We start from the raw sequence: 23,912 nt of genomic DNA, 5'->3' as shown, positions 1-23,912 counted from the left end.
CGTGCGGCTTGCCCTAAGACAAGCCGCCAGACTTTACCAGGACTGGGTTGCTTTGAAGGAGTCGAGGATGCCTTTCAGCTTGCCTTCGATCTCGTCGTTATAGCCACCGGTCTGGTTAATCTCTTGCATCAGCGGAGCGTGGTCACGGTCAACGTAAGCCAGCAGAGCGGCTTCGAAGCTACCGATTTTCGCCAGTTCCACATCTTCGAGGTAACCGCGTTCCGCAGCAAACAGAACCAGGCCCTGCTGTGCTACAGACATCGGAGCATACTGTTTCTGTTTCAGCAGCTCGGTTACTTTCTGACCATGGCTCAGCTGTTTACGGGTTGCTTCATCCAGATCGGATGCGAACTGAGAGAACGCAGCCAGTTCACGATACTGTGCCAGAGCGGTACGAATACCACCGGACAGTTTCTTGATGATCTTGGTCTGAGCAGCACCACCAACGCGGGATACGGAGATACCCGGGTTGACCGCCGGACGAATACCGGAGTTAAACAGGTTGGTTTCCAGGAAAATCTGACCATCGGTAATCGAAATTACGTTAGTCGGAACGAATGCGGAAACGTCACCAGCCTGAGTTTCGATAATCGGCAGCGCGGTCAGGGAACCTGTTTTACCTTTCACTTCACCTTTGGTGAAGTTCTCAACGTATTCAGCGTTAACGCGGGATGCGCGCTCCAGCAGACGGGAGTGGAGGTAGAACACGTCGCCTGGGAATGCTTCACGTCCTGGCGGACGGCGGAGCAGCAGGGACACCTGACGGTAAGCAACGGCCTGTTTAGACAGGTCATCGTATACGATCAGCGCATCTTCGCCGCGGTCGCGGAAGTATTCGCCCATTGCGCAACCGGCATACGGAGCCAGGTACTGCAGCGCAGCGGATTCAGAAGCGGTCGCCACAACAACGATGGTGTTGGACAGCGCGCCGTGTTCTTCCAGTTTACGTACCACGTTAGAGATGGTGGACGCTTTCTGGCCGATAGCCACGTAGACGCACTTAATGCCGGAATCACGCTGGTTGATGATCGCATCGATTGCCATCGCGGTTTTACCGGTCTGACGGTCACCGATGATCAGCTCACGCTGGCCACGGCCGATTGGGATCATGGCATCGACGGATTTATAACCGGTCTGTACCGGCTGGTCGACGGACTGACGTTCGATTACGCCCGGTGCGATAACTTCGATTGGCGAGAAGCCATCGTGTTCAACCGGACCTTTACCGTCAATGGGTGCACCCAGGGTGTTCACTACGCGGCCCAGCAGGCCACGACCGACAGGAACTTCCAGGATACGGCCAGTACACTTAACCTTCATGCCTTCGGCAAGGTCAGCGTACGGACCCATCACGACCGCACCTACGGAGTCGCGCTCCAGGTTCAGGGCGATAGCGAAACGGTTACCCGGCAGGGAAATCATCTCACCCTGCATACAATCGGCCAGGCCGTGTATGCGGATAACGCCGTCACTGACGGAAACGATAGTACCTTCGTTGTGAGCCTCGCTCACAACATTGAACTGAGCAATGCGCTGCTTGATCAGTTCGCTGATTTCGGTGGAATTCAGTTGCATGCTCCAGTCCCCTTAAGACTGCAAGACGTCTGCAAGGCGATCAAGACGGCCGCGTACGCTGCCATCAATGACCATATCACCCGCACGGATGATAACACCTGCCAGTACAGACTTATCGATTTTGCAATTCAGCTTAACTTTGCGTGACAAACGTTTTTCCATCGCGTCGGCAATCTTCGCGAGCTGTTCTTCACTCAGTTGGGTGGCAGAAATAACATCTACCTCTGCGGTTGCCTCACTGGCAGCGCGCAGGTGAATGAACTGCTCAAGAACATCCGGGAGCACCTTCAGACGACCGTTTTCAGCCATAACCCGAATCAGGTTCTGGCCGCTGTCGTCCAGCTGCTCGCCGCAGACCGCGATGAACGCTTCAGAGAGCGTTTCCGGCGCCAGGGCACCGGACAGAAGCTCTGCCATTTGTTCGTTTTTAGTCACTTCAGCGGCAAACGCCAGCATATCCTGCCAGCGCTCAACACCTTTGTGTTCGACGGCAAAGTCAAAAGCTGCTTTGGCGTAGGGGCGAGCTACCGTTACAAATTCAGACATCAGCCCCTCCCTCCTTACAGTTCAGCGACAAGTTTATCCACGATGTCGCTGTTAGCAGCTTCATCCACGGAACGTTCGATGATCTTCTCGGCGCCAGCAACAGCCAGGATTGCGACCTGCTTACGCAGCTCCTCACGAGCACGTTTACGTTCGGCATCAATTTCAGCCTGCGCCTGTGCGACGATTTTGGTGCGTTCCTGTTCTGCTTCAGCTTTAGTTTCATCCAGAATCTGAGCGCGACGCTTGTTCGCCTGCTCGATGATTACCTGGGCTTCCGCTTTCGCTTTTTTCAGCTGGTCGGTCGCGTTGGCCTGTGCAAGGTCCAAATCCTTCTTAGCGCGTTCTGCAGAAGCTAAGCCGTCAGAAATCTCTTTCTGCCGCTTTTCGATGGCAGCCATTAAAGGCGGCCATACGTACTTCATGCAGAACCATACGAAAAGAACAAACGCGATGGCCTGGCCGAGGATTGTTGCGTTCATGTTCACAGCACAATACCTCTTAAATTAACTCTGTGGCTTAGGTTTCTTACGTACAACTTACTACGCGACAGCAAACATCACGTACAGACCCAGACCTACAGCGATCATCGGGATTGCATCCACCAGACCCATAACGATAAAGAACTGAGTACGCAGCAGAGGAATCAGATCCGGTTGACGCGCTGCGCCTTCCAGGAATTTGCCCCCGAGGATGCCGATACCGATCGCAGCACCGATCGCCGCCAGACCCATCATCACAGCGGCAGCCATGTACAGCAGATCCATATTCAGGTTTTCCATGACAGTCTCCAGTTTGTTTCAATAAAAACGTAGTATGTTGGTAAAAATCAATGCTCTTCGGATGCCATCGACAGATAGACGATCGTCAGAACCATGAAGATGAAGGCTTGCAGCGTAATAATCAGGATGTGGAAAATGGCCCATGGCACATTCAGAATCCACTGTGACCACCACGGCAGCAGGCCAGCAATCAGAATGAAAATCAGCTCACCGGCATACATGTTGCCGAACAGTCGCAGACCCAGTGAAACAGGTTTGGACAGCAGGCTTACCCCTTCAAGGATTAAGTTGACAGGAATGAACGCCCAGTGATTGAACGGCTGCAGCGTCAGTTCTTTAACGAACCCACCCACGCCTTTCATTTTGATGCTGTAGAAAAGAATCAGGATAAACACGCCAAGCGCCATCGACAGGGTGATGTTAACGTCCGCAGACGGAACCACGCGCAGTGCAGGCAGGCCGAAAATGTGTTCACCGATGTAAGGAATCAGGTCGATTGGCAGCAGGTCCATCAGGTTCATCAGGAATACCCAGACGAACACGGTGAGGGCCAGCGGAGCAATCAGCTTGCTCTTGCCATGATACATATCTTTAACGCTGCCATGGACGAAGCCAATGGTCATCTCGATAGCCGTCTGGAGTTTACCTGGTACTCCGCTGGTCGCTTTCTTCGCAACGCTACGGAAAATGGTAAGGAACAACAGACCGAGCACCACTGAGAAGAACATGGAGTCAATGTTGAGCGTCCAGAAGGTGGCCGGGGGGTTGTGCGGATCCACCAGCGAGAAAGTACGCAGGTCCAGCTGAAGGTTATTCAGATGGTGTCCTATGTATTCCTGCGGCGTCATATTTTCTGCAGCCATGATGCCTTTTACCCTTTGTTGTTAATTACAGCTGGTGCCAGAATTTGTACCACCAGCACCAAAACCCACGTCACGATCAGCGGTAAAAATACCGCTTTGAAAACGGCCAGCGCCACCACAAGGAGGGCGAAGGTCAGCAACACCTTGGAAGCTTCGCCGATAGCGAAGGTCCAGGCCATTCGGCCTCTGGCTGGTGTATGCGCCTGATGACGCCAGGCAAAAATCATAAACATTATGTTTGGCACGACCACCGCCAAACCTCCGCATATTGCAGAGATGCCCCAGAAGGGGTCTTTGAGGCTGAACAGCAGTCCACTTGCTATTACTGCCAGTAACTGAATAAACAGAAGCTTACGAGCAACGTTTCGACTCAAGAGCGACACAGACATCACGTTTTTACTCCTGCTCCCTTCGAGGTATGTCGCGTGTCGTATAAAACGTCCTTTGAGGCGAAGAGTCAAGCATCAAAAAGCGGACAAATTATACGGTGACAACCCGTGAATTCAAACAATAAGTAGCAAAATAGTGAATAAATGTTTAATTATTTTCTGACAGGCAACTTTTCCTGCATTTTGCCAATCTGTGAGCGATCATGCAAAACTGCAAATACCGAGAAAACACGGCCTATAAAGCGTGCATTAGATCACATTATAAACATTTAGGGTTTTGCTGAATTAATTTTGTTCATAAATCATGAGTTTTCATCCTTTTGATATTCAACATAAAAACCAGGGACTTTTTCCAAAACAACCCTACATACATTAAAAACGTTTTATTGACATTTATAATAAATATTTAACAACTATATGCCTGTTCAGCGCCTTGATTTGTAGCGGGCTGATATTTTCAAAGTTGACTATTGTTCTGGTAAATGAATCAGCAAAAGTTAATCGCCAGAAAAGCCATAGTGAAAATATGGTTAAATGCCTCCCGATAATACCCCGGCGTTACCTTCATTTTTGTAACATCCGCAGGCGACATTTTTTCCACATTTTTTGGTAAAAATTAAATCATTTTTGATTTAATAACCACCAGGTGTCGCTCCCCTTCCAGCTGAGGGACGCGCAGTTTAATCACCTCGCTCACCGCGTATCCGGCAGGTAAGTCGGTGAGCTCCTCTTCCTGAGCCACGCCCTTAAGCGCGTAAAAACTCCCCTCTTCTGCCGGCAAATGGTGGCACCAGCTCACCATATCATTCAGCGAGGCGAACGCGCGGCTGATCACGCCATCAAACGGCGGCTCGGCCGGGAACGCCTCTACCCTGCTCTGCACCGGCGCCACGTTCTCAAGCTTGAGCTCATGCTGAACCTGACGGAGAAAGCGCACGCGCTTGCCAAGGCTGTCCAGCAGGGTGAAATAGGATTCAGGGCGTACGATGGCCAGCGGAATACCGGGCAGTCCTGGACCGGTGCCGACATCGATAAAACGGCTTCCTTGAAGATAGGGTGCAACGACAATGCTGTCGAGAATATGCCGCACCAGCATCTCATTCGGGTCGCGAACGGAGGTCAGGTTGTAGGCTTTGTTCCACTTATCCAGCAGTCCAACATACGCTACCAGCTGATTTTTCTGATGATCGGTGAGCGTAATAGCCGCTTCATCCAGTAGACGAGAAAGTTTGTTGAGCACGGTCGGTACCTGTCTAAAAATAATGAGCCCGGAGGCGAAAACGCTTACCGGGCTGATGAACAACGAGGCGGAAAACGGGACGCTATCCGCCAAAAAACCTGTCTGAGGATCAGGCGCTGCGGCGCAGCATCCCCTGCTTTTTCAGCCAGACCAGCAGAATGGAGATCGCCGCAGGCGTCACGCCAGAAATGCGCGATGCCTGACCGATTGAAGACGGCTTATGATCGTTCAGCTTGGCAATCACCTCATTGGAGAGCCCAATGACCTGGCGATAATCAAGCGTAGCAGGCAGCAAGGTGTTTTCATTGCGCTGGTGTCTTTCGATCTCATCCTGCTGACGAGCGATATAGCCTTCATACTTAACCTGGATCTCAACCTGCTCAGCCGCCTGCGGGTCCTGCAGACCCGGAGCGAAAGGCGACAGCTGCACCAGCTGTTGATAGGTCATCTCCGGACGGCGGAGCAGATCCTCGCCGCTGGCTTCGCGTGAGAGCGGCGCAGTGAGGTGAGCATTCACTTCTTCGACGCCTGCGGCCTGCGGGTTGACCCAGCTCGTTTTCAGCCGCTGACGCTCAAGTTCGATGCTTTCCAGCTTCTGATTGAAGCGCGCCCAGCGCTCGTCATCCACCAGACCCAGCTCGCGACCCTGTTCGGTCAGGCGCAGATCGGCGTTATCTTCGCGCAGCATCAGGCGATACTCCGCGCGGGAGGTAAACATGCGGTACGGTTCTTTGGTACCGAGGGTGCACAGATCGTCCACCAGCACGCCAAGGTAGGCCTGAGAGCGACCCGGCGCCCAGCCCTCTTTTTCGGCAGAGAAGCGACCGGCGTTCAGGCCGGCAAGCAGGCCCTGGGCCGCGGCTTCTTCATAGCCGGTGGTGCCGTTAATCTGGCCGGCGAAGAACAGACCCTGGATATATTTGCTTTCCAGCGTCGGCTTCAGGTCGCGCGGATCGAAGAAATCATACTCAATGGCGTAGCCCGGGCGGACGATTTTGGCGTTTTCCATACCCTGCATTGAGCGAACAATCTGCATCTGGACATCGAACGGCAGGCTAGTGGAGATACCGTTCGGATAAATTTCGTTAGAGGTCAGGCCTTCCGGCTCGAGGAAGATCTGATGCTGGTTGCGATCGGCAAAGCGCATCACCTTATCTTCGATCGACGGGCAGTAACGCGGGCCGATCCCTTCAATCACCCCGGCGTACATCGGGCTGCGATCGAGGTTATTGCGGATGACGTCGTGCGTTTTCTCGTTAGTGTGCGTGATGTAGCACGGAACCTGACGCGGATGCTGATCCGCAGATCCCATGAACGAGAATACCGGCATAGGGTCATCGCCATGCTGCTGTGCCAGGACGCTGAAATCGATGGTGCGCGCGTCAATACGCGGCGGAGTACCGGTTTTCAAACGGCTGACGCGCAGCGGCAGTTCGCGTAAGCGGCGGGAGAGCGAGATCGCCGGCGGATCGCCTGCACGACCGCCGCTGTAGTTATCCAGTCCGATGTGGATCTTGCCGTCAAGGAAGGTTCCGACGGTCAGCACAACCGCTTTGGCGCGGAACTTCAGCCCCATCTGGGTCACAGCGCCGACAACGCGATCGTTTTCGACAATCAGATCCTCAACCGCCTGCTGGAAGATCATCAGATTGGGCTGGTTTTCCAGCGCCGTCCGTACCGCCTGGCGGTAGAGCACGCGGTCTGCCTGAGCGCGAGTGGCGCGTACCGCCGGGCCTTTGCTGGCGTTTAGTATCCTAAACTGAATGCCCGCATGGTCGATCGCTTTCGCCATCAGGCCGCCAAGAGCATCCACTTCTTTTACCAGGTGTCCTTTCCCAATGCCGCCAATCGCCGGGTTGCAGCTCATCTGCCCCAGAGTGTCGATATTGTGTGTCAAAAGCAGGGTCTGCTGACCCATACGCGCTGCGGCCATTGCGGCCTCAGTGCCTGCATGACCCCCGCCAATGATGATGACGTCAAAAGGATCCTGATAAAACATGGTGGTATGCCTCGCATAAAGCGGTTTGAAAATGGATTGAAGCCCGGGCCGTGGATTCTACTCAACTTTCGAGTTCCGAGAAAGCTCCGGGATCTTGAGTATTTAAAAGAAGATCTTTTATTTAGAGATCTGTTTTATTGTGATCTCTTATTAGGATCGGACCTTCCTGTGGATAAGCCGGATCCGCGTTTTAAGATCAATCGGTTAAGGAGGATCACTTTCTGTGAATGATCGGTGATCCTGTTCCGTATAAGCTGGGATCAAAATGAAGGGTTATGCACAGCTCAAAAAGCAGTCAACGCTTATGCTTTGGATAACTACCGGTTGATCAGTGGTTTTAAGCATAGTTATCCACAGATGATCGGGCGATCTTTACAAAAATTAGATCAGGTTTTTCCAGGATCCCAGCCAAATCTCGGCCGGATCTTCCGGAATCTCATGATCGAGGACGTTAATCTTCAGCGTTTCGCCGATCTGTTTCGCTCCGCATGCCTTCAGCGCATCGTCAATCTTGTCGATTGCGCCGCAGAAGGTGTCATATTCACGACTGCCGATCCCGACTGAGCCAAAGCGTACGGCTGAAAGGTCCGTCTTCTGCTCCTGCAGCGCCTCATAGAAAGGCATCAGGTTGTCAGGAATATCGCCGGCACCGTGCGTTGAGGAGATAACCAGCCAGATCCCGTCCGTCGGCAGATCTTCAATCAGTGGGCCGTGCTGGATTTCGCTGCTGTAGCCCGCTTCTTCCAGCTTTTCCGCCAGATGCTCTGCTACATATTCCGCACTGCCTAAGGTGCTGCCGCTGATAAGAGTAATGTCTGCCATGATCGTCCGCTCATTTATTCAGTGTGGCACATTGTACGCTGTGTGTGAGCTGGGATCTACCTGTGGAAAATGTGGGATTAAAAAAGCCCGATCACGGGCGGATGGTACGCATAATCGGGTTTTGCAGGGAGATCAGCGTCTCGGTGGACTGAATTTCATCGATTGTTTGGATCTTGTTGATAAGTACCTGCTGAAGGGCGTCGATCGAGCGGCACATCACCTTAATAAAGATGCTGTAGTGGCCGGTGGTGTAGTAGGCTTCGGTCACCTCATCCAGGCTTTCAAGCCGGGCCAGCGCCGAAGGGTAGTCTTTAGCGCTTTTCAGGATAATGCCGATAAAGCAGCACACGTCGTAGCCGAGCTGCTTCGGATTCACGTCGATCCGCGCGCCTGTAATAATGCCCGCCTGCTTCATCTTCTCCACCCGCACGTGGATAGTCCCCGGGCTGACGCCAAATTGTTTGGCCAGTTCGGCGTAGGCGGTGCGCGCATTGGCCATTAAGGCTTCAAGGATGCCGCGGTCCAGATTATCGATCTGATAATTTTCCATAGGTTTTTCTTATGATGTTTGAAGGTTCTTTCTATATTAGCCCTATATTTTAATGAATCAAAAGTGTATGAGCCTTTTTGTTGTTTGATTATTGAATTGACGGCCTGGTTTGTTGCTTAATCAATAGCAACAGGACGCAGGAGTCATAAAAATGAAAACCGCATATATCGCAAAACAACGCCAGATCAGCTTCGTTAAGTCTCACTTTTCCCGCCAGCTGGAAGACAAACTGGGCCTGATCGAAGTCCAGGCTCCCATTTTAAGCCGCGTAGGGGACGGGACTCAGGACAACCTGTCTGGCTGCGAGAAGGCGGTTCAGGTAAAAGTGAAAACGCTGCCGGATGCCCAGTTTGAAGTCGTTCACTCACTGGCTAAATGGAAGCGTCAAACGCTGGGACAACACGACTTCAGCGCGGGCGAAGGGCTGTACACGCACATGAAGGCCCTTCGCCCCGATGAAGACCGTCTGACCGCCATCCACTCCGTCTACGTTGACCAGTGGGACTGGGAGCGCGTGATGGGCGATGATGAACGCCACGACGGGACGCTGAAAGCCACCGTAGAAGCCATCTATGCCGGGATCAAAGCGACCGAAGCGGCCGTCAGCAAAGAGTTTGGCCTGACGCCGTTCCTGCCGGAACGGATCCAGTTTGTTCATAGCCAGGATCTGCTGAGCCGCTACCCGGATCTCGACGCTAAAGGGCGCGAGCGGGCGATTGCCAAAGAGCTGGGCGCCGTATTTCTTATCGGGATTGGCGGCAAGCTGACCGACGGCCAGCGCCACGACGTGCGTGCGCCGGATTATGATGACTGGAGCACCGAGGTTGCCGAAGGCTTTGCCGGCCTGAACGGCGATATTCTGGTGTGGAACCCGGTTCTGGAAGATGCCTTCGAGCTTTCTTCTATGGGGATCCGCGTCGATGCCGAGGCTCTGAAGCGTCAGCTGGCGATCACCGGTGATGAAGATCGCCTGAAGCTGGAGTGGCACCAGGCGCTGCTGCGCGGCGAAATGCCGCAGACCATCGGCGGCGGTATCGGTCAGTCGCGCTTGACGATGCTGCTGCTGCAGCTCGACCATATCGGACAGGTCCAGTGCGGCGTATGGCCTGCACAGGTCCGTGAAAGCGTCGCTGCCCTGCTTTAATCCGCGCCTTAACGCCGCCAGCGCCTCAGCAGGCGGCTACGCAGCCCGGTATCAAAGCGCCAGATATGATCGAAGATGCGCATGATCCCGGGTTTGCCATGCATCGACATCGCCACCGCGTGAAAGCGATGCTGGTGCCTGCGCTGAAGTTCCCCCACCTTATTGATCACCTCATCCGGCAGGCGCTGGGCGATAAAATCAGAAATCACCACCGCATCGGCATCCACCCACTGCGGGTTTTGCATGCGCTCAATAATGGCCCGAAAACAGCTGGCCAGATCGGTACCGCCGCGGAAACGCTGGCTGAGGAAACGAATCGCCTGCTCCAGCCCCTGCGGGCCGGTGAGCTCGTAATGCACCACTTCGCTGGAAAACAGCATGATAAAGCAGCGCCGGTTGTCCGCCAGCGCGACCCGCATCAATGCCAGGCAAAACGCCTTGGCGCACTGTTCGTTAAAACCGCCCATTGAGCCTGAGGTATCGACGCAGACGATAAATGGCCCGCGCGGCTGTTCGTCAAAATCCTGCCGGATAACCGGTCGTTCGGTGATTTTTTCCCGCCACGCGTCGCCGTGCAGCCGGTAGGTCAGCAGCTGCTTTTCCACCAGCTTGCGGTAGAACTCGAACTCCAGCTCGGTGATCCCAAGGGTGGCCAGCTCCGGCGGAAGCAGGCGCAGAATATCGTCGCTTTGCTGCAGGCCATCAACCTGTTCCGGTACCGTTGCCGGTTCGCGCACGAGGCTGCGAAAGGCCTCCATCGGCGCATCCTTTTTGGGGACCGATTTTGCTTCCCGCGAGCGCCCGAGCTGTTCAGCCAGCTGCATCAGCTCCGGCTGCTGCGTCAGAAAATCGCCGTAGCGAACGATCAGCTGATAATCGCCGCGCTTCAGCTCGCCTGCGCTCATATCCCACAGGCGCCCTGCGGAGTTATCGTTTTCCACCAGCACCGGCTCGAGCTGGCCGCTGAGGGTCATCCGCTCCTGCATCGTGTTGAGCAGCCGATCGCGCTCTTCATCCAGCAGCTGCTGATTGAGGGTGGTGGCCTGCACCACCAGGCTCAGGCGCCAGCGCTGCAGGAACAGGGTGTGCAACGCGGGCGTAAAGTGCGGGTTATCATCCGCCAGCTGCTGGGCCTGGGCGGCAAAAGGGGATTCGAGCCTGTGCAGCTGCGTAAGAATTTGCGGCAGCTGAACGATGAACTGAGAGGTCGAAAGAAGCTGCGACCGCTGATAGTTCTGCACTTCGGCATCGAGCTCTGGCGGGATATGCGTCTCTTTTAGCCTGGCCCTGACGGCTTCGCGCCAGCGCGGGATATCGGCGGCGATAATGTTTTTCAGCCGCGGGAATTTTTCAAAGAAAACGGCAAGCTGCGGGGAGGCCAGCAGCGCCAGCAGCATCTCTTCGATCATCCCCTCTTCGCTGACTGCCAGCATGACATTCAGCATATCCAGCGTCATGGCTGACGGGCCTGTTTAATCTGCGCCCCGACGTCCTGCAGGCTGGCTTCGATACGTCCCAGCCAGTCACCGGGAATGAACAGACATTTTTGCTGTTCGCTAAAGCGGTTGTGCTGCTGATGCCACTCGTCATCGAGAGCTTCCAGCTGCTGGCGAATTTCAGCAGGCATATTTTCCTGCGATTCGCTGCCGGGAAGAGCCAGCCGCGAGCCCTGCAGGCTGACGTCGCGCACCACCAGATGCTGGCTGGTATCAACGTCCATATCTAGCGGCTGGGCAAAACCAATGCCGTTGAGCTTGCCGCGGATCTCGCCGCCCTTCTCCAGCCAGTGGGAGAGCTCCTCACGGGTAAAGGTAATATGGATGACCTGCATATCGTGTAGCTTAAGCGGCTGCTGAAGCAGCAGAAGGAGCGTTGTCCCTTCTACGTCGGCGGGAAGCTCGTAGTGCGCTTTCCGGCTGAACATGCCGCCGAGACGCGTAACCTTCAGCGCGGTTTTGTCGCTGTGCTGCTGTTGGATCTGAATACGCCTTTGGGTGATCGCCCCGAGGCGCGTCAGCATGGCCTGCTGCTGCCAGGCGTGGTTGGTCATCAGGGTTTCCAGCAGCTGTGACATCAGGTTCATGCTTTCTACGTCGTGCCACAGGCAGTCTTTCAGCAGAATCAGGTCGATGGGCGCGATGCTATCGCGGCCGCTGAAGAAGGCGCTGGCCTGCAGCAGGCGAATGGCCTTTTTCCAGCGGCGGTCCGAAACGTAGGGCGCCTTGGGCTGCGTCTCCAGCTGCTGGCGCAGCTGATAGACAAGCTCGAATACGCTATCCGTCAGCTTCACGCCGCTGATATCCTGCTGCCACTGCGTAAACTCTTCGTTACTGACCTGCAGGGCAACCGGCACCGGATTACTGTTTTCATCCTGCTGGCTGAGCAGCATGGAGCGGAAGTTGGTTTTATCCTGTACCTTATCGAGCCACAGGCGGATCAGCATTCGGTCATACAGTGCTTCCAGGCTGCTATCCGCTTCCGGGAGTTCATTGGACGCCGCCACCAGCAGGCGCATCGGGATTTTCTCCTCGGTGGCGCCGTTGCGGAAGTGGCGTTCGTTAATGGCGGTCAGCAGGGTGTTAAGGATAGCCGGACCGGCTTTCCAGATCTCATCGAGGAAGACGATCTCCGCTTCCGGCAGGTAGCCTGCGGTTAAGCGCTCGTAACGGCCTTCATCCTTCAGGGCCTGGATGGATAGCGGACCAAAAACCTCTTCCGGGGTAGAGAAGCGGGTCATCAGGTATTCAAAGGCGCGAGCCTGCTGGAAGGCGAATTTAAGACGGCGGGCGATCAGGCTCTTGGCGATGCCCGGCGGACCGAGTAAAAACACGCTCTCGCCGCTGAGCGCGGCAAGCAGACAGAGCCGTATCGCATGACTGCGTTCAAACAAACCTTTTTCCAGCGCTGCGCTGAGCCGGGAAATTCTTTCTGCCAGTAAATGTGATTGAGCCATAATTGAGTTGCGTGCTTTTTCATGTGTCGTTATTGAGTCGAGTATAGATGTTTGATTAGGTGTGGTAATAGCCTGAAGATTCGATTTATTTTCTTTGAGCCAGGTTAATATGGTGTCCGTTAGGGGTACGATTCAGCAAAGAATCGTGCATACTGTGCGCTTTTTGTGAGCCTGAGGACCGGGAACACATTTGTTTTATATACACAAAAACATTCAGGATGCGGCAAGGCAGCAAGGGATGAAATCCCCTGGCGCACGGCTATGTGACAGGGATTTCTGGACGCCACCTGCGCAGAAGCAGCTTGAAAAATGATATGTATAAACGAAAAGACTAGTCTATGAGCTCTGATAATAAGCAATCGCTTCCGGCAGTAACGCTGGCGGCAATCGGCGTGGTATACGGCGATATTGGCACCAGCCCGCTGTATACGCTGCGTGAATGTCTGTCAGGTCAGTTTGGGTTTGGCGTTGAACGTGATGCCGTTTTTGGCTTTCTGTCGCTAATTTTCTGGCTGTTAATTTTTACCGTATCACTCAAATATATCACCTTCGTCATGCGGGCGGACAACGCCGGAGAGGGGGGCATTCTGACGCTAATGTCGCTGGCGGGACGCAATACGTCCGCGCGAATGACGTCGGTGCTGGTTATCCTTGGGCTGATTGGCGGCAGCTTCTTCTATGGCGAGGTGGTCATCACCCCGGCGATCTCGGTGATGTCGGCGATTGAGGGGCTGGAAATTATTGCGCCCAATCTGGATACCTGGGTTGTTCCGATATCCATTATTGTGCTGACGCTGCTGTTTGCCATCCAGAAGCACGGTACCAGTATGGTGGGTAAGCTGTTTGCGCCGATTATGCTGATTTGGTTCCTGCTGCTGGCGGTGCTTGGTGCGCGCAGCATCATTGATAATCCGCAAGTACTGCAGGCGCTCAATCCCTATTGGGCGGTGCACTTCTTCCTCGAATATAAGACCGTCTCTTTTGTCGCCCTTGGGGCGGTGGTGCTCTCCATTACCGGCGTTGAGGCGCTGTATGCCGATATGGGCCACTTCGGTAAATTGCCTATTCGCTTAGCGTGGTTCTCCGTGGTGCTGCCTTCGCTGGTGCTGAACTACTTCGGCCAGGGGGCGCTGCTGCTCAAACATCCTGAGGCGATCAAAAACCCGTTCTTCCTGCTGGCGCCTGAATGGGCGCTGATCCCGATGCTGATTATCGCCGCTCTGGCGACGGTCATTGCCTCCCAGGCGGTTATTTCCGGGGTCTTCTCGTTGACCCGCCAGGCGGTGCGCCTGGGATACCTGTCGCCAATGCGCATCATCCATACCTCCGAGATGGAGTCCGGGCAGATTTATATCCCGTTCATCAACTGGCTGCTGTACGTTTCGGTGGTCATTGTGATTATCAGCTTCGAGCACTCCTCCAACCTGGCGGCGGCGTACGGTATCGCGGTGACCGGCACCATGGTGCTGACCACTATCCTGTTCACCACCGTGGCGCGGCAAAACTGGCACTGGAATAAATTCCTCGTGGCGCTGCTGTTTATCGCCTTTATGTGCATCGACCTGCCGCTGTTCTCGGCCAACCTGGATAAAATCGTCTCCGGCGGCTGGCTGCCGCTAACCCTTGGCCTGGTGATGTTCACCGTGATGACCACCTGGAAGAGCGAGCGTTTCCGCCTGCTGCGCCGGATGCACGAACACGGCAACTCGCTGGAAGCAATGATCTCTTCGCTGGAGAAATCGCCGCCGGTCCGCGTGCCGGGCACTGCGGTGTATATGTCCCGCGCCCTGAACGTTATTCCGTTTGCCCTGCTGCACAACCTCAAGCACAACAAGGTGCTGCATGAGCGGGTGATCCTGCTGACGCTGCGGACCGAAGATGCGCCTTACGTGCACAACGTTCGCCGGGTGCAGATCGAGCAAATCTCACCGTCGTTCTGGCGCGTGGTGGCGAGCTACGGCTGGCGCGAAACGCCGAATGTGGAAGAAGTTTTCCACCGCTGCGGGCTGGAAGGGCTGAGCTGTCGGATGATGGAAACCTCGTTCTTCATGTCGCATGAATCGCTGATTATCGGCAAACGCCCGTGGTATCTGCGGCTGCGAGGCAAGCTCTATCTCCTGCTGCAGCGCAACGCCCTGCGGGCGCCGGATCAGTTTGAGATCCCGCCTAACCGGGTGATTGAGCTGGGTACCCAGGTCGAAATTTGATGTACCGAAGCCCTTCCTTGCGAAGGGCTTTTTATTGTTTTTTGCCTGCGCTCACTTTTCTCTCCCCCACGCTTGCGAAACGTTTCGATGGCGATCACATTTCTCTCTTTTGGCGATGGTTTTCTGCGCGTATTTTGACAATACTCTGTTCAGCGAAACGTTTCGCTACTGGAGCAGAAGAGAAAAATGAAAAAGGGCACCGTACTTAACGCTGATATTTCCTCGGTTATCTCCCGCCTGGGTCATACCGATACGCTGGTGGTCTGCGATGCCGGGTTGCCGGTTCCCCGCAGCAGCGCGCGTATTGATATGGCGTTAACCCAGGGCGTTCCCTCCTTTATGCAGGTTCTGGAGGTGGTAACGGCGGAAATGCAGGTTGAAGCGGCGATCCTTGCGGAAGAGATTAAAACTCATAATCCGCAGCTCCATGCGACGTTGCTCACTCACCTTGAGCTGCTGCAGCAATACCAGGGAAACACCATTGAAATTCGTTACACCAGTCATGAGCAGTTTAAAAAACAAACCGCGGATAGTCAGGCGGTGATTCGCAGCGGGGAGTGCTCCCCGTTTGCGAACGTCATTCTCTGTGCCGGCGTCACGTTCTGAGGTCGCCGATATGGAAGCCTTATTGCAGCTAAAAGGGATCGATAAAGCGTTCCCAGGCGTCAAAGCGCTCTCCGGCGCCGCGCTCAACGTTTATGCCGGCCGGGTGATGGCGCTGGTTGGCGAAAACGGTGCCGGTAAGTCCACCATGATGAAGGTGCTGGCCGGGATCTACGCCCGCGACGCTGGCTCCTTAACGTGGTTAGGCAAAGAGACCACCTTCAACGGACCGAAATCCTCTCAGGAAGCCGGGATCGGTATTATTCACCAGGAACTTAACCTCATCCCCCAGCTGACGATCGCGGAAAATATTTTCCTCGGCCGTGAGTTCGTGAACCGGTTTGGCAAAATCGACTGGAAAACGATGTATGCCGAAGCGGACAAGCTGCTGGCGAAGCTGAATTTACGTTTTAACAGCCAAAAGCTGGTGGGCGATCTGTCGATCGGCGACCAGCAGATGGTTGAAATTGCCAAGGTGCTGAGCTTTGAGTCGAAGGTCATCATTATGGATGAGCCTACGGACGCCCTGACCGACACCGAAACGGCCTCCCTGTTCCGCGTTATCCGCGAGCTGAAATCTCAGGGGCGCGGGATCGTCTATATCTCCCACCGCATGAAAGAGATCTTCGAGATTTGCGACGATGTTACCGTCTTTCGCGACGGGCAGTTTATCGCCGAGCGCGAGGTGGCGAGCCTGGATGAAGACCTGCTGATTGAGATGATGGTCGGCCGCAAGCTGGAAGACCAGTATCCGCGCCTGGATAAAGCGCCGGGCGCCGTGCGTCTCAAGGTGGATAACCTGTGCGGGCCGGGCGTGGAAAACGTCTCCTTTACCCTGCGTCAGGGGGAGATTCTGGGCGTCGCCGGGCTGATGGGGGCCGGTCGCACGGAGCTGATGAAGGTTCTGTACGGCGCACTGCCGCGCAGCAGCGGTTCCGTCACCCTCGACGGGCGTGAAGTGATCGCCCGCTCCCCGCAGGATGGCCTGGCGAACGGCATCGTTTATATCTCCGAAGACCGCAAGCGCGATGGCTTAGTCCTCGGCATGTCGGTAAAGGAAAACATGTCGCTGACCGCGCTGCGCTACTTCAGCCACGCCGGCGGCCGGCTGAAGCATAAAGATGAACAGCAGGCGGTAAGCGATTTTATCCGCCTGTTCAATGTCAAAACGCCATCGATGGAGCAGGCGATAGGCCTGCTCTCCGGCGGTAACCAGCAGAAGGTGGCCATCGCCCGCGGGCTGATGACCCGCCCGAAGGTCCTGATCCTTGATGAGCCTACCCGCGGCGTTGACGTTGGGGCGAAGAAAGAGATCTACCAGCTGATTAACCAGTTTAAGGCCGATGGTCTGAGCATCATTCTGGTCTCTTCGGAGATGCCGGAAGTGTTGGGCATGAGCGATCGCATCATTGTGATGCATGAAGGGCATCTCGGCGGTGAATTTACACGCGAGCAGGCCACCCAGGAAGTATTGATGGCTGCCGCTGTGGGCAAGCTTAACCGTGTGAATCAGGAGTAAAAAAGATGACAACCCAGGCTGCTGCTGGTCGCCGCTATTTCACTAAAGCATGGCTGATGGAGCAAAAATCGCTGATTGCCCTGCTGGTGCTGATAGCGATTGTCTCGACCATGAGCCCCAACTTTTTTACCGTCAATAACCTGTTCAATATCCTGCAGCAGACTTCGGTTAACGCCATTATGGCGGTCGGCATGACGCTGGTTATCCTCACTTCGGGGATCGACCTGTCGGTGGGCTCCCTGCTGGCGCTGACCGGCGCGGTTGCCGCGTCGATTGTTGGCCTGGAGGTTAATGCGCTGGTGGCGATTGCCGGCGCGCTGGCGCTGGGTGCGGCCATCGGTGCGGTGACCGGGGTGATTGTAGCGAAAGGGCGCGTGCAGGCCTTTATCGCTACGCTGGTGATGATGCTGCTGCTGCGCGGCGTGACGATGGTCTACACCAACGGCAGTCCGGTGAATACCGGGTTTACGGATAATGCCGATCTGTTTGGCTGGTTTGGTATCGGCCGTCCGCTGGGGATCCCGACGCCGGTGTGGATTATGGCGATCGTCTTCCTTGCCGCCTGGTACATGCTGCACCACACCCGCCTGGGCCGCTATATCTACGCGCTGGGCGGCAACGAAGCGGCCACGCGCCTGTCCGGTATCAGCGTCAATAAAGTTAAAATCATCGTCTATTCTCTGTGTGGCCTGCTGGCTTCGCTGGCGGGCATTATCGAAGTGGCGCGCCTCTCCTCCGCGCAGCCGACGGCGGGGACCGGCTATGAGCTGGATGCCATTGCGGCGGTGGTGCTGGGCGGTACCAGCCTGGCCGGCGGCAAGGGGCGCATCGTCGGTACCCTGATTGGGGCACTGATCCTCGGCTTCCTGAATAACGGATTGAACCTATTAGGCGTTTCTTCCTATTACCAGATGATCGTTAAAGCGGTGGTCATTTTGCTGGCGGTGCTGGTAGATAACAAAAAGCAGTAACTAAGAACTCTACAGGACATCTTAACTATGAATATGAAAAAACTGGCGACCCTGGTATCTGCTGTTGCTTTAAGCGCGACCGTGAGCGCCAACGCGATGGCGAAAGATACCATTGCCCTGGTTATCTCGACCCTTAACAACCCGTTCTTTGTCTCCCTGAAAGAGGGGGCGCAGAAAGAAGCCGACAAGCTGGGCTACAACCTGGTGGTGCTGGATTCACAAAATAACCCGGCGAAAGAGCTGGCCAACGTGCAGGATTTGACGGTGCGCGGCGCGAAGCTGCTGCTGATCAACCCGACCGACTCTGATGCGGTAGGTAACGCCGTGAAGATGGCTAACCAGGCGAAGATCCCGGTCATTACCCTTGACCGTCAGGCTTCGAAAGGCGACGTGGTTAGCCATATTGCTTCTGATAACGTGCTCGGCGGCAAAATGGCCGGCGACTATATTGCGAAGAAAGCGGGCGAGAACGCGAAGGTGATTGAGCTGCAGGGTATCGCAGGGACATCCGCGGCGCGCGAACGTGGAGAAGGATTTAAGCAGGCCGTAGCGGCGCACAAATTTAACGTGCTGGCGAGCCAGCCGGCAGATTTCGACCGTACCAAGGGCCTGAACGTCATGCAGAACCTGCTGACGGCGCATCCGGACGTGCAGGCGGTATTTGCTCAGAACGACGAAATGGCGCTGGGCGCGCTGCGCGCTTTACAAACGGCGGGTAAATCCGATGTGATGGTGGTTGGATTTGACGGCACTCCGGATGGCGAAAAAGCGGTAAATAGTGGCAAACTGGCTGCGACTATCGCCCAGCTGCCTGAGCAGATCGGCGTGAAAGGCGTCGAGACTGCCGATAAAGTGCTGAAGGGTGAAAAGGTGGACGCCAGCTATCCGGTTGAGCTGAAACTGGTCATTAAGCAGTAATATGCGATTCGGGCCGGCAACGGTCCGAGGGACAACATAAAAAAGAAAAGCAGGGCATGCGCCACCGGAGTCCGGTGGCGCGCTTTCCCGGGAACTCAAATGATGAAAACCTCAGGCAAACTTATCGTCCTTGGCAGCATCAATGCCGATCACATTCTTAACCTTCAATCTTTCCCGACGCCGGGCGAAACCGTCACCGGTAACCACTATCAGGTGGCTTTTGGCGGTAAAGGTGCCAACCAGGCCGTAGCCGCCGGGCGCAGCGGGGCAAACATTGCGTTTATCGCCTGTACCGGCGATGACGATACCGGCGAGCGCGTTCGCCGCCAGCTGGCGAGCGATAACATCGACATCGCGCCGGTGCGCGCGGTAAAAGATGAATCAACCGGCGTGGCGCTGATCTTTGTTAACGGCGAAGGTGAGAATGTGATCGGCATTCATGCCGGCGCCAATGCCGCCCTTTCGGTCGCTCAGGTTGAGGCAGAAAAGGCGCGTATTGCCGACGCCGATGCGCTGCTGATGCAGCTGGAGTCGCCGCTGGAGAGCGTGCTGGCGGCGGCCAAAATCGCCCATCAGCATCAAACAAGCGTGGTGCTGAATCCGGCCCCGGCGCGCGAGCTGTCGGATGAGCTGCTGGCGCTGGTGGATATCATCACCCCTAACGAAACGGAAGCGGAGAAGCTGACCGGTATTCGCGTCGAAAACGATGACGATGCCGCCAAAGCGGCTAACGCGCTGCATAAAAAAGGTATCGGTACCGTTATTATTACGCTGGGCAGCCGCGGCGTCTGGGTGAGCCATGATGGCGAAGGCCGCCGGGTCCCGGGCTTTAAGGTTCAGGCCATCGATACCATTGCCGCGGGCGATACCTTTAACGGCGCCCTGGTCACCGCATTACTGGAAGGGACCGCGCTGGCAGAGGCCATCCGCTTTGCCCATGCCGCCGCCGCCATTGCCGTTACCCGCAAAGGCGCACAGCCTTCAGTGCCATGGCGAAAAGAAATCGACGAATTTTTACGTCAACAGGGGTAACGCTTGGCTACCATGAAGGATGTAGCCCGCATGGCGGGCGTTTCCACTTCGACGGTTTCCCACGTCATTAATAAAGATCGTTTCGTCAGCGAGGCGATTACCGCCAAAGTGGACGCGGCGATCAAAAATCTTAACTACGCGCCGTCCGCTCTGGCGCGTAGCCTCAAGCTCAATCAAACCCGCACCATCGGCATGCTGATCACCGCCAGTACCAACCCGTTTTATTCTGAGCTGGTGCGCGGCGTAGAGCGTAGCTGTTTTGAACGCGGCTATAGCCTGGTGCTGTGCAATACGGAAGGTGACGAGCAGCGCATGAACAGTAACCTTGAAACGCTGATGCAAAAGCGCGTCGATGGCTTACTGCTGCTCTGTACCGAAACGCATCAGCCTTCGCCAGAAATAATGCAGCGCTATCCTTCGGTGCCAACGGTGATGATGGACTGGGCGCCGTTTGATGGCGACAGCGATCTGATTCAGGATAACTCGCTGCTGGGGGGCGATATGGCGACCCAGTACCTGATAGACCAGGGCCATACCCGGATTGCCTGTATTGCCGGTCCGCTGGATAAAACGCCGTCGCGGCTGCGCCTTGAGGGCTATCACGCCGCGATGTCCCGCGCCGGGCTGGAAGTGGCTGAGGGATACGTGATTACCAGCGACTTTGAGTTTGGCGGTGGATTCAGCGCGATGCAGGAGCTGCTGACCTTATCGGAACGCCCGCAGGCGGTATTTGTCGGCAACGACGCCATGGCGTTTGGGGCATATCAGTCGCTTTACCAGGCCGGGCTGCGTATTCCGCAGGATATGGCGCTGGTGGGCTATGACGATATCGAGCTGGCCCGCTATATGACGCCGCCGCTGACGACTATCCATCAGCCAAAGGATGAGCTGGGCGAGCTGGCGATTGATGTGCTGATTCACCGGATGGCCGATCCCGGACAGCAGCAGCAGCGCGTGCAGCTCACCCCTGAGCTTATCGTTCGCGGCTCAGCCTAGCGTTTATGCCGTTCCTTTATCAGGTTGCGGCCATCCTTCGCCTTCAACAGCATAAACACCAGCGCGGACACGACGGTGATCGCGCCCATCGTAATAAAGGTGTAGTGAAACTGCTCCACGGTACTGGCGCTGTCGAACCCTTCATAAAAGCGCAGTACCGCCGCGCTAATCGCTACCCCGAGACTGATTGATAGCTGCTGCGTGACCGCCAGCAGGCTGTTGCCGCCGCTGGCGTTATCATCGGTGAGGTCGGCAAGCGTAATGGTGTTCATGGAGGTGAACTGAGTGGACATCGCCATCCCCAGAACAAACAGCGGCAGCAGCAGCATCCAGACGGGCATCGCGGGCGACTGGAACGAGAACTGGGCGATCATCAGGCCGATAAATATCGTTACTCCTACCAGGGTTTTCCGGTAGCCGAGCCAGCGCAGGATCTGCGTAACGGTAGATTTCGCGATAATAGAGCCGACGGCGGTCGGCGCAATCATGCAGCCGGCGATGATTGCCGAATAGCCAAAACCGACCTGCAGCATCAGCGGCATCAGGAACGGCACGCAGCCCGTACCCAGACGCGTTGCCAGATTACCGGCGATCCCGACGGAAAAGGTTCGGGTCTTAAATAAAGAAAGCGAGATCAGCGGGGCTGGATGGCGGCGGGCATGGCGAATATAGGCCAGCAGTAAAAGAACGCTAAGGGCGATAACCGTCAGCGCGATCCAGCTGGCGACGATTTTCTCGCCAAACAGTTCGATACCGCTGGAGAACAGCACCAGGCTTAGTCCAAAGAGCAAAAATCCGCGGGTATCGAAACGTCGGCGTGGCGTGGTGAAGTCCGGCATGCATTTACGCGCATAAAGGATACCAATAATGCCAATGGGAATATTGATCAGGAAAATCCAGTGCCAGCTGGCCCAGGTCACCAGCACGCCGCCGAGAACGGGGCCAAGAATAGGACCGACAAGCCCCGGCATCGTCACGAAGTTCAGCACCGGCAGCAGCTCGCTGCGCGGATAGGCCCGCAATAATGCCAGCCGCGCGACCGGCATCATCATCGCACCGCCAACCCCCTGAATGACGCGAAAGATGACCAGCTCCATCAGGGAGCCGGAAAGCGCGCAGGCGAGGGAGCCGAGCGTAAACAGGCCTACGGCAATAATAAACACTTTGCGCGTGCCGAAGCGGTCGGCCAGCCACCCGCTGACCGGAATGAGCATCGCTACCGTTAGCGTATAGCTGATGATCGCGGACTGCATTGCCAGCGGCGAACGGTTGAGGCTATGGGCTATTGCCGGAAGGGCGGTATTCAGAATGGTGGCGTCCAGCGCCTGCATAAAAAAGGCCATCGCCGCAATCCACGGCAGTCCGGCCATACTACGCCCTTTCTTCTCGGTCATGCGGAACCCTTTATTTACCTGAATGGTTTGGTGCGCTCAGCAGGGCCTGGCAGGCGCTGAGCGCTCGCGGGCCGTCGCTGTTCAGAATCGCGTCAACAATTGCCTGATGGAGATCCAGCTTCACCACCTCATTCTGGGTAATAGAAGTGAAGTAAGTGTGATAGACCGAATGGAATAGCGAGGCGAAAGAGATAAGGAAGGGATTACCGCTCATTTCATAGATGTGCTCATGCCAGGCCATATCGACTTCAATCCAGCGCTCGCGCTGGAAGCGTCTTTTCAGCTCGCCCATCTCTTCCATTAGGCTATTGAGCTGCGCCTTCTGCTCCGCGCAGCCCAGGGTGGCGGCCAGAAAGCAGGCCTGCGGCTCGAGGCTGCTGCGCATGACGAGGAAGTGGGTCACCACCTCTTCGAAGTTATCTTCCGTTAACCACCAGGAGAGCAGCTCCTTGTCGAGAAAGTTCCAGCTACTGCGTGGCATAACGCGGGTACCGATGCGCGGGCGCGGCAAGAGCATACCTTTCGCTGTCAGCGTCTTGACCGCCTCTCGTACCGCAGTTCGGCTCACGCCGAACTGCTCGCCCAGCTCCATTTCGCCGGGGAGAATGCTTTCCGGCTTATATTCGCCGGTCAGAATTTTTTGGGCCAGTTTCTCCGCCAGTACCCAGGAGATGTTTTTCTGTGCCGCCAGCTGCTGTGCGCTTAAAGACATAAATGCCGTTCCTTTCTCTTTTCTACTCTATCAGTATGCCACCAGGCGGGGCGTTTCGTTGTTTAAAACGGCAAAACGCCGGTTTTTTGCCACTCCGCGACCCGTTTTGGTGAAAAAAGAGGCGATTGAAAAGTTTTTTGCAAACAGGGCTTGTCAACGTCAGAGAACTCCCTATAATGCGCCTCCACTGACACGGAACAACGGCTTACAGGCCGCCGGGTTAGCGGGGTTCAGCGATGAACGCCGACAGAGAAAAGCAAAATTAAACGCTTGACTCTGAATGAGGAAAACGTATTATACGGGACCTCGCGACAGAGCGCTAAAGCACGTCGCAACTGCTCTTTAACAATTTATCAGACAATCTGTGTGGGCACTCAAAGTGACATGGATTCTTAACGTCTTCGGACGAAAAATGAATACCAAGTCTCAGTGAGTGAACATACGTAATTCATTACGAAGTTTAATTCATGAGCATCAAACTTAAATTGAAGAGTTTGATCATGGCTCAGATTGAACGCTGGCGGCAGGCCTAACACATGCAAGTCGGGCGGTAGCACAGGAGAGCTTGCTCTCCGGGTGACGAGCGGCGGACGGGTGAGTAATGTCTGGGAAACTGCCTGATGGAGGGGGATAACTACTGGAAACGGTAGCTAATACCGCATAACGTCGCAAGACCAAAGTGGGGGACCTTCGGGCCTCA

General features: G+C 55.5%; 22 protein-coding genes and 1 rRNA gene. 9 read left to right on the top strand and 14 right to left on the bottom strand.

What is annotated here, in order from left to right:
- Positions 1-33: 33 nt before the first annotated feature.
- From atpA to asnC, 10 genes are all read right to left on the bottom strand, one after another.
- Positions 34-1,575: a F0F1 ATP synthase subunit alpha gene (atpA, locus tag PFH44_RS05155; protein ID WP_041143356.1), complete on the bottom strand. Its 1,542-nt coding sequence runs from the start codon at positions 1,573-1,575 to the stop codon at positions 34-36.
- A gap of 12 nt (positions 1,576-1,587) precedes the next feature.
- Positions 1,588-2,121, bottom strand: a complete 534-nt coding sequence (atpH, locus tag PFH44_RS05150) for a F0F1 ATP synthase subunit delta (protein WP_045853731.1) — start codon at positions 2,119-2,121, stop codon at positions 1,588-1,590.
- Between the two features lie 14 nt (positions 2,122-2,135).
- A complete protein-coding gene (gene atpF / locus PFH44_RS05145) occupies positions 2,136-2,606 on the bottom strand; it encodes a F0F1 ATP synthase subunit B (RefSeq protein WP_041143358.1) in 471 nt (156 codons plus the stop codon).
- Positions 2,607-2,660: 54 nt separating this feature from the next.
- Entirely contained in the window at positions 2,661-2,900 is a 240-nt protein-coding gene (gene atpE / locus PFH44_RS05140) for a F0F1 ATP synthase subunit C (protein ID WP_000429386.1), read from the bottom strand.
- Positions 2,901-2,947: 47 nt separating this feature from the next.
- Positions 2,948-3,763: a F0F1 ATP synthase subunit A gene (atpB, locus tag PFH44_RS05135; protein ID WP_041143359.1), complete on the bottom strand. Its 816-nt coding sequence runs from the start codon at positions 3,761-3,763 to the stop codon at positions 2,948-2,950.
- 8 nt (positions 3,764-3,771) lie between these two features.
- A complete protein-coding gene (gene atpI, locus PFH44_RS05130; protein WP_045853730.1) occupies positions 3,772-4,152 on the bottom strand; it encodes a F0F1 ATP synthase subunit I in 381 nt (126 codons plus the stop codon).
- 616 nt (positions 4,153-4,768) lie between these two features.
- Positions 4,769-5,392 (bottom strand): 16S rRNA (guanine(527)-N(7))-methyltransferase RsmG, encoded by a 624-nt coding sequence (rsmG, locus tag PFH44_RS05125; RefSeq protein ID WP_283824478.1) that lies wholly within the window; start codon positions 5,390-5,392, stop codon positions 4,769-4,771.
- 109 nt (positions 5,393-5,501) lie between these two features.
- The gene (mnmG, locus tag PFH44_RS05120) at positions 5,502-7,391 is read right to left on the bottom strand and encodes a tRNA uridine-5-carboxymethylaminomethyl(34) synthesis enzyme MnmG (RefSeq protein ID WP_045853729.1); all 1,890 of its coding nucleotides are present in this window, start codon (positions 7,389-7,391) and stop codon (positions 5,502-5,504) included.
- Positions 7,392-7,772: 381 nt separating this feature from the next.
- Entirely contained in the window at positions 7,773-8,213 is a 441-nt protein-coding gene (gene mioC / locus PFH44_RS05115; protein ID WP_283824477.1) for an FMN-binding protein MioC, read from the bottom strand.
- 91 nt (positions 8,214-8,304) lie between these two features.
- Positions 8,305-8,763 carry a transcriptional regulator AsnC gene (asnC, locus tag PFH44_RS05110; protein ID WP_045853727.1) on the bottom strand — a complete coding sequence of 153 codons (459 nt, stop codon included), beginning with the start codon at positions 8,761-8,763 and terminating at the stop codon, positions 8,305-8,307.
- Positions 8,764-8,914: 151 nt separating this feature from the next.
- Between asnC and asnA the strand changes: the two genes are divergently transcribed.
- Positions 8,915-9,907, top strand: a complete 993-nt coding sequence (gene asnA / locus PFH44_RS05105) for an aspartate--ammonia ligase (protein WP_045853726.1) — start codon at positions 8,915-8,917, stop codon at positions 9,905-9,907.
- 8 nt (positions 9,908-9,915) lie between these two features.
- On the opposite strand, the gene viaA is transcribed toward asnA, so the two are convergent.
- Both viaA and ravA read right to left on the bottom strand, forming a co-directional pair.
- Positions 9,916-11,364 carry an ATPase RavA stimulator ViaA gene (gene viaA, locus PFH44_RS05100; protein WP_283824476.1) on the bottom strand — a complete coding sequence of 483 codons (1,449 nt, stop codon included), beginning with the start codon at positions 11,362-11,364 and terminating at the stop codon, positions 9,916-9,918.
- Positions 11,361-12,860, bottom strand: coding sequence for an ATPase RavA (ravA, locus tag PFH44_RS05095; protein WP_283824475.1), 1,500 nt, complete (start codon positions 12,858-12,860; stop codon positions 11,361-11,363). The genes viaA and ravA overlap by 4 nt, the downstream gene beginning before the upstream one ends.
- 338 nt (positions 12,861-13,198) lie before the next feature.
- Here ravA and kup point away from each other — a divergent pair, with 338 nt between their 5' ends.
- From kup to rbsR, 7 genes are all read left to right on the top strand, one after another.
- On the top strand, positions 13,199-15,067 hold the full coding sequence (gene kup / locus PFH44_RS05090) for a low affinity potassium transporter Kup (RefSeq protein WP_045853723.1): 1,869 nt from the start codon (positions 13,199-13,201) through the stop codon (positions 15,065-15,067).
- A 186-nt stretch (positions 15,068-15,253) separates the two neighbouring features.
- Positions 15,254-15,673, top strand: a complete 420-nt coding sequence (rbsD, locus tag PFH44_RS05085; RefSeq protein WP_045853722.1) for a D-ribose pyranase — start codon at positions 15,254-15,256, stop codon at positions 15,671-15,673.
- Between the two features lie 10 nt (positions 15,674-15,683).
- A complete protein-coding gene (gene rbsA / locus PFH44_RS05080; RefSeq protein WP_283824474.1) occupies positions 15,684-17,189 on the top strand; it encodes a ribose ABC transporter ATP-binding protein RbsA in 1,506 nt (501 codons plus the stop codon).
- Between the two features lie 5 nt (positions 17,190-17,194).
- Positions 17,195-18,160 carry a ribose ABC transporter permease gene (rbsC, locus tag PFH44_RS05075; RefSeq protein ID WP_041143370.1) on the top strand — a complete coding sequence of 322 codons (966 nt, stop codon included), beginning with the start codon at positions 17,195-17,197 and terminating at the stop codon, positions 18,158-18,160.
- A gap of 27 nt (positions 18,161-18,187) precedes the next feature.
- Complete coding sequence (gene rbsB / locus PFH44_RS05070; RefSeq protein ID WP_045853720.1) at positions 18,188-19,078, top strand: ribose ABC transporter substrate-binding protein RbsB; 891 nt, start codon at positions 18,188-18,190, stop codon at positions 19,076-19,078.
- Between the two features lie 99 nt (positions 19,079-19,177).
- Positions 19,178-20,110, top strand: a complete 933-nt coding sequence (gene rbsK / locus PFH44_RS05065; RefSeq protein WP_283824473.1) for a ribokinase — start codon at positions 19,178-19,180, stop codon at positions 20,108-20,110.
- A 12-nt stretch (positions 20,111-20,122) separates the two neighbouring features.
- Positions 20,123-21,106, top strand: a complete 984-nt coding sequence (gene rbsR / locus PFH44_RS05060) for a ribose operon transcriptional repressor RbsR (protein WP_045853719.1) — start codon at positions 20,123-20,125, stop codon at positions 21,104-21,106.
- Here the strand turns inward: rbsR and mdtD are convergent.
- Both mdtD and PFH44_RS05050 read right to left on the bottom strand, forming a co-directional pair.
- On the bottom strand, positions 21,103-22,500 hold the full coding sequence (gene mdtD, locus PFH44_RS05055; RefSeq protein WP_133600277.1) for a multidrug transporter subunit MdtD: 1,398 nt from the start codon (positions 22,498-22,500) through the stop codon (positions 21,103-21,105). The two genes, rbsR and mdtD, sit on opposite strands and share 4 nt — an antisense overlap.
- 10 nt (positions 22,501-22,510) lie before the next feature.
- The gene (locus PFH44_RS05050) at positions 22,511-23,212 is read right to left on the bottom strand and encodes a FadR/GntR family transcriptional regulator (protein ID WP_283824472.1); all 702 of its coding nucleotides are present in this window, start codon (positions 23,210-23,212) and stop codon (positions 22,511-22,513) included.
- A gap of 482 nt (positions 23,213-23,694) precedes the next feature.
- Here PFH44_RS05050 and PFH44_RS05045 point away from each other — a divergent pair.
- Positions 23,695-23,912 (top strand): 16S ribosomal RNA (locus tag PFH44_RS05045); the annotation flags it as partial.

It is taken from the genome of Klebsiella sp. Ech2A, from assembly GCF_030078455.1.
GTDB classification, from domain to species: domain Bacteria; phylum Pseudomonadota; class Gammaproteobacteria; order Enterobacterales; family Enterobacteriaceae; genus Klebsiella; species Klebsiella terrigena.
Note: the sequence above shows the minus strand (reverse complement) of the source record. Positions and strands in the feature narration are given on the sequence as shown.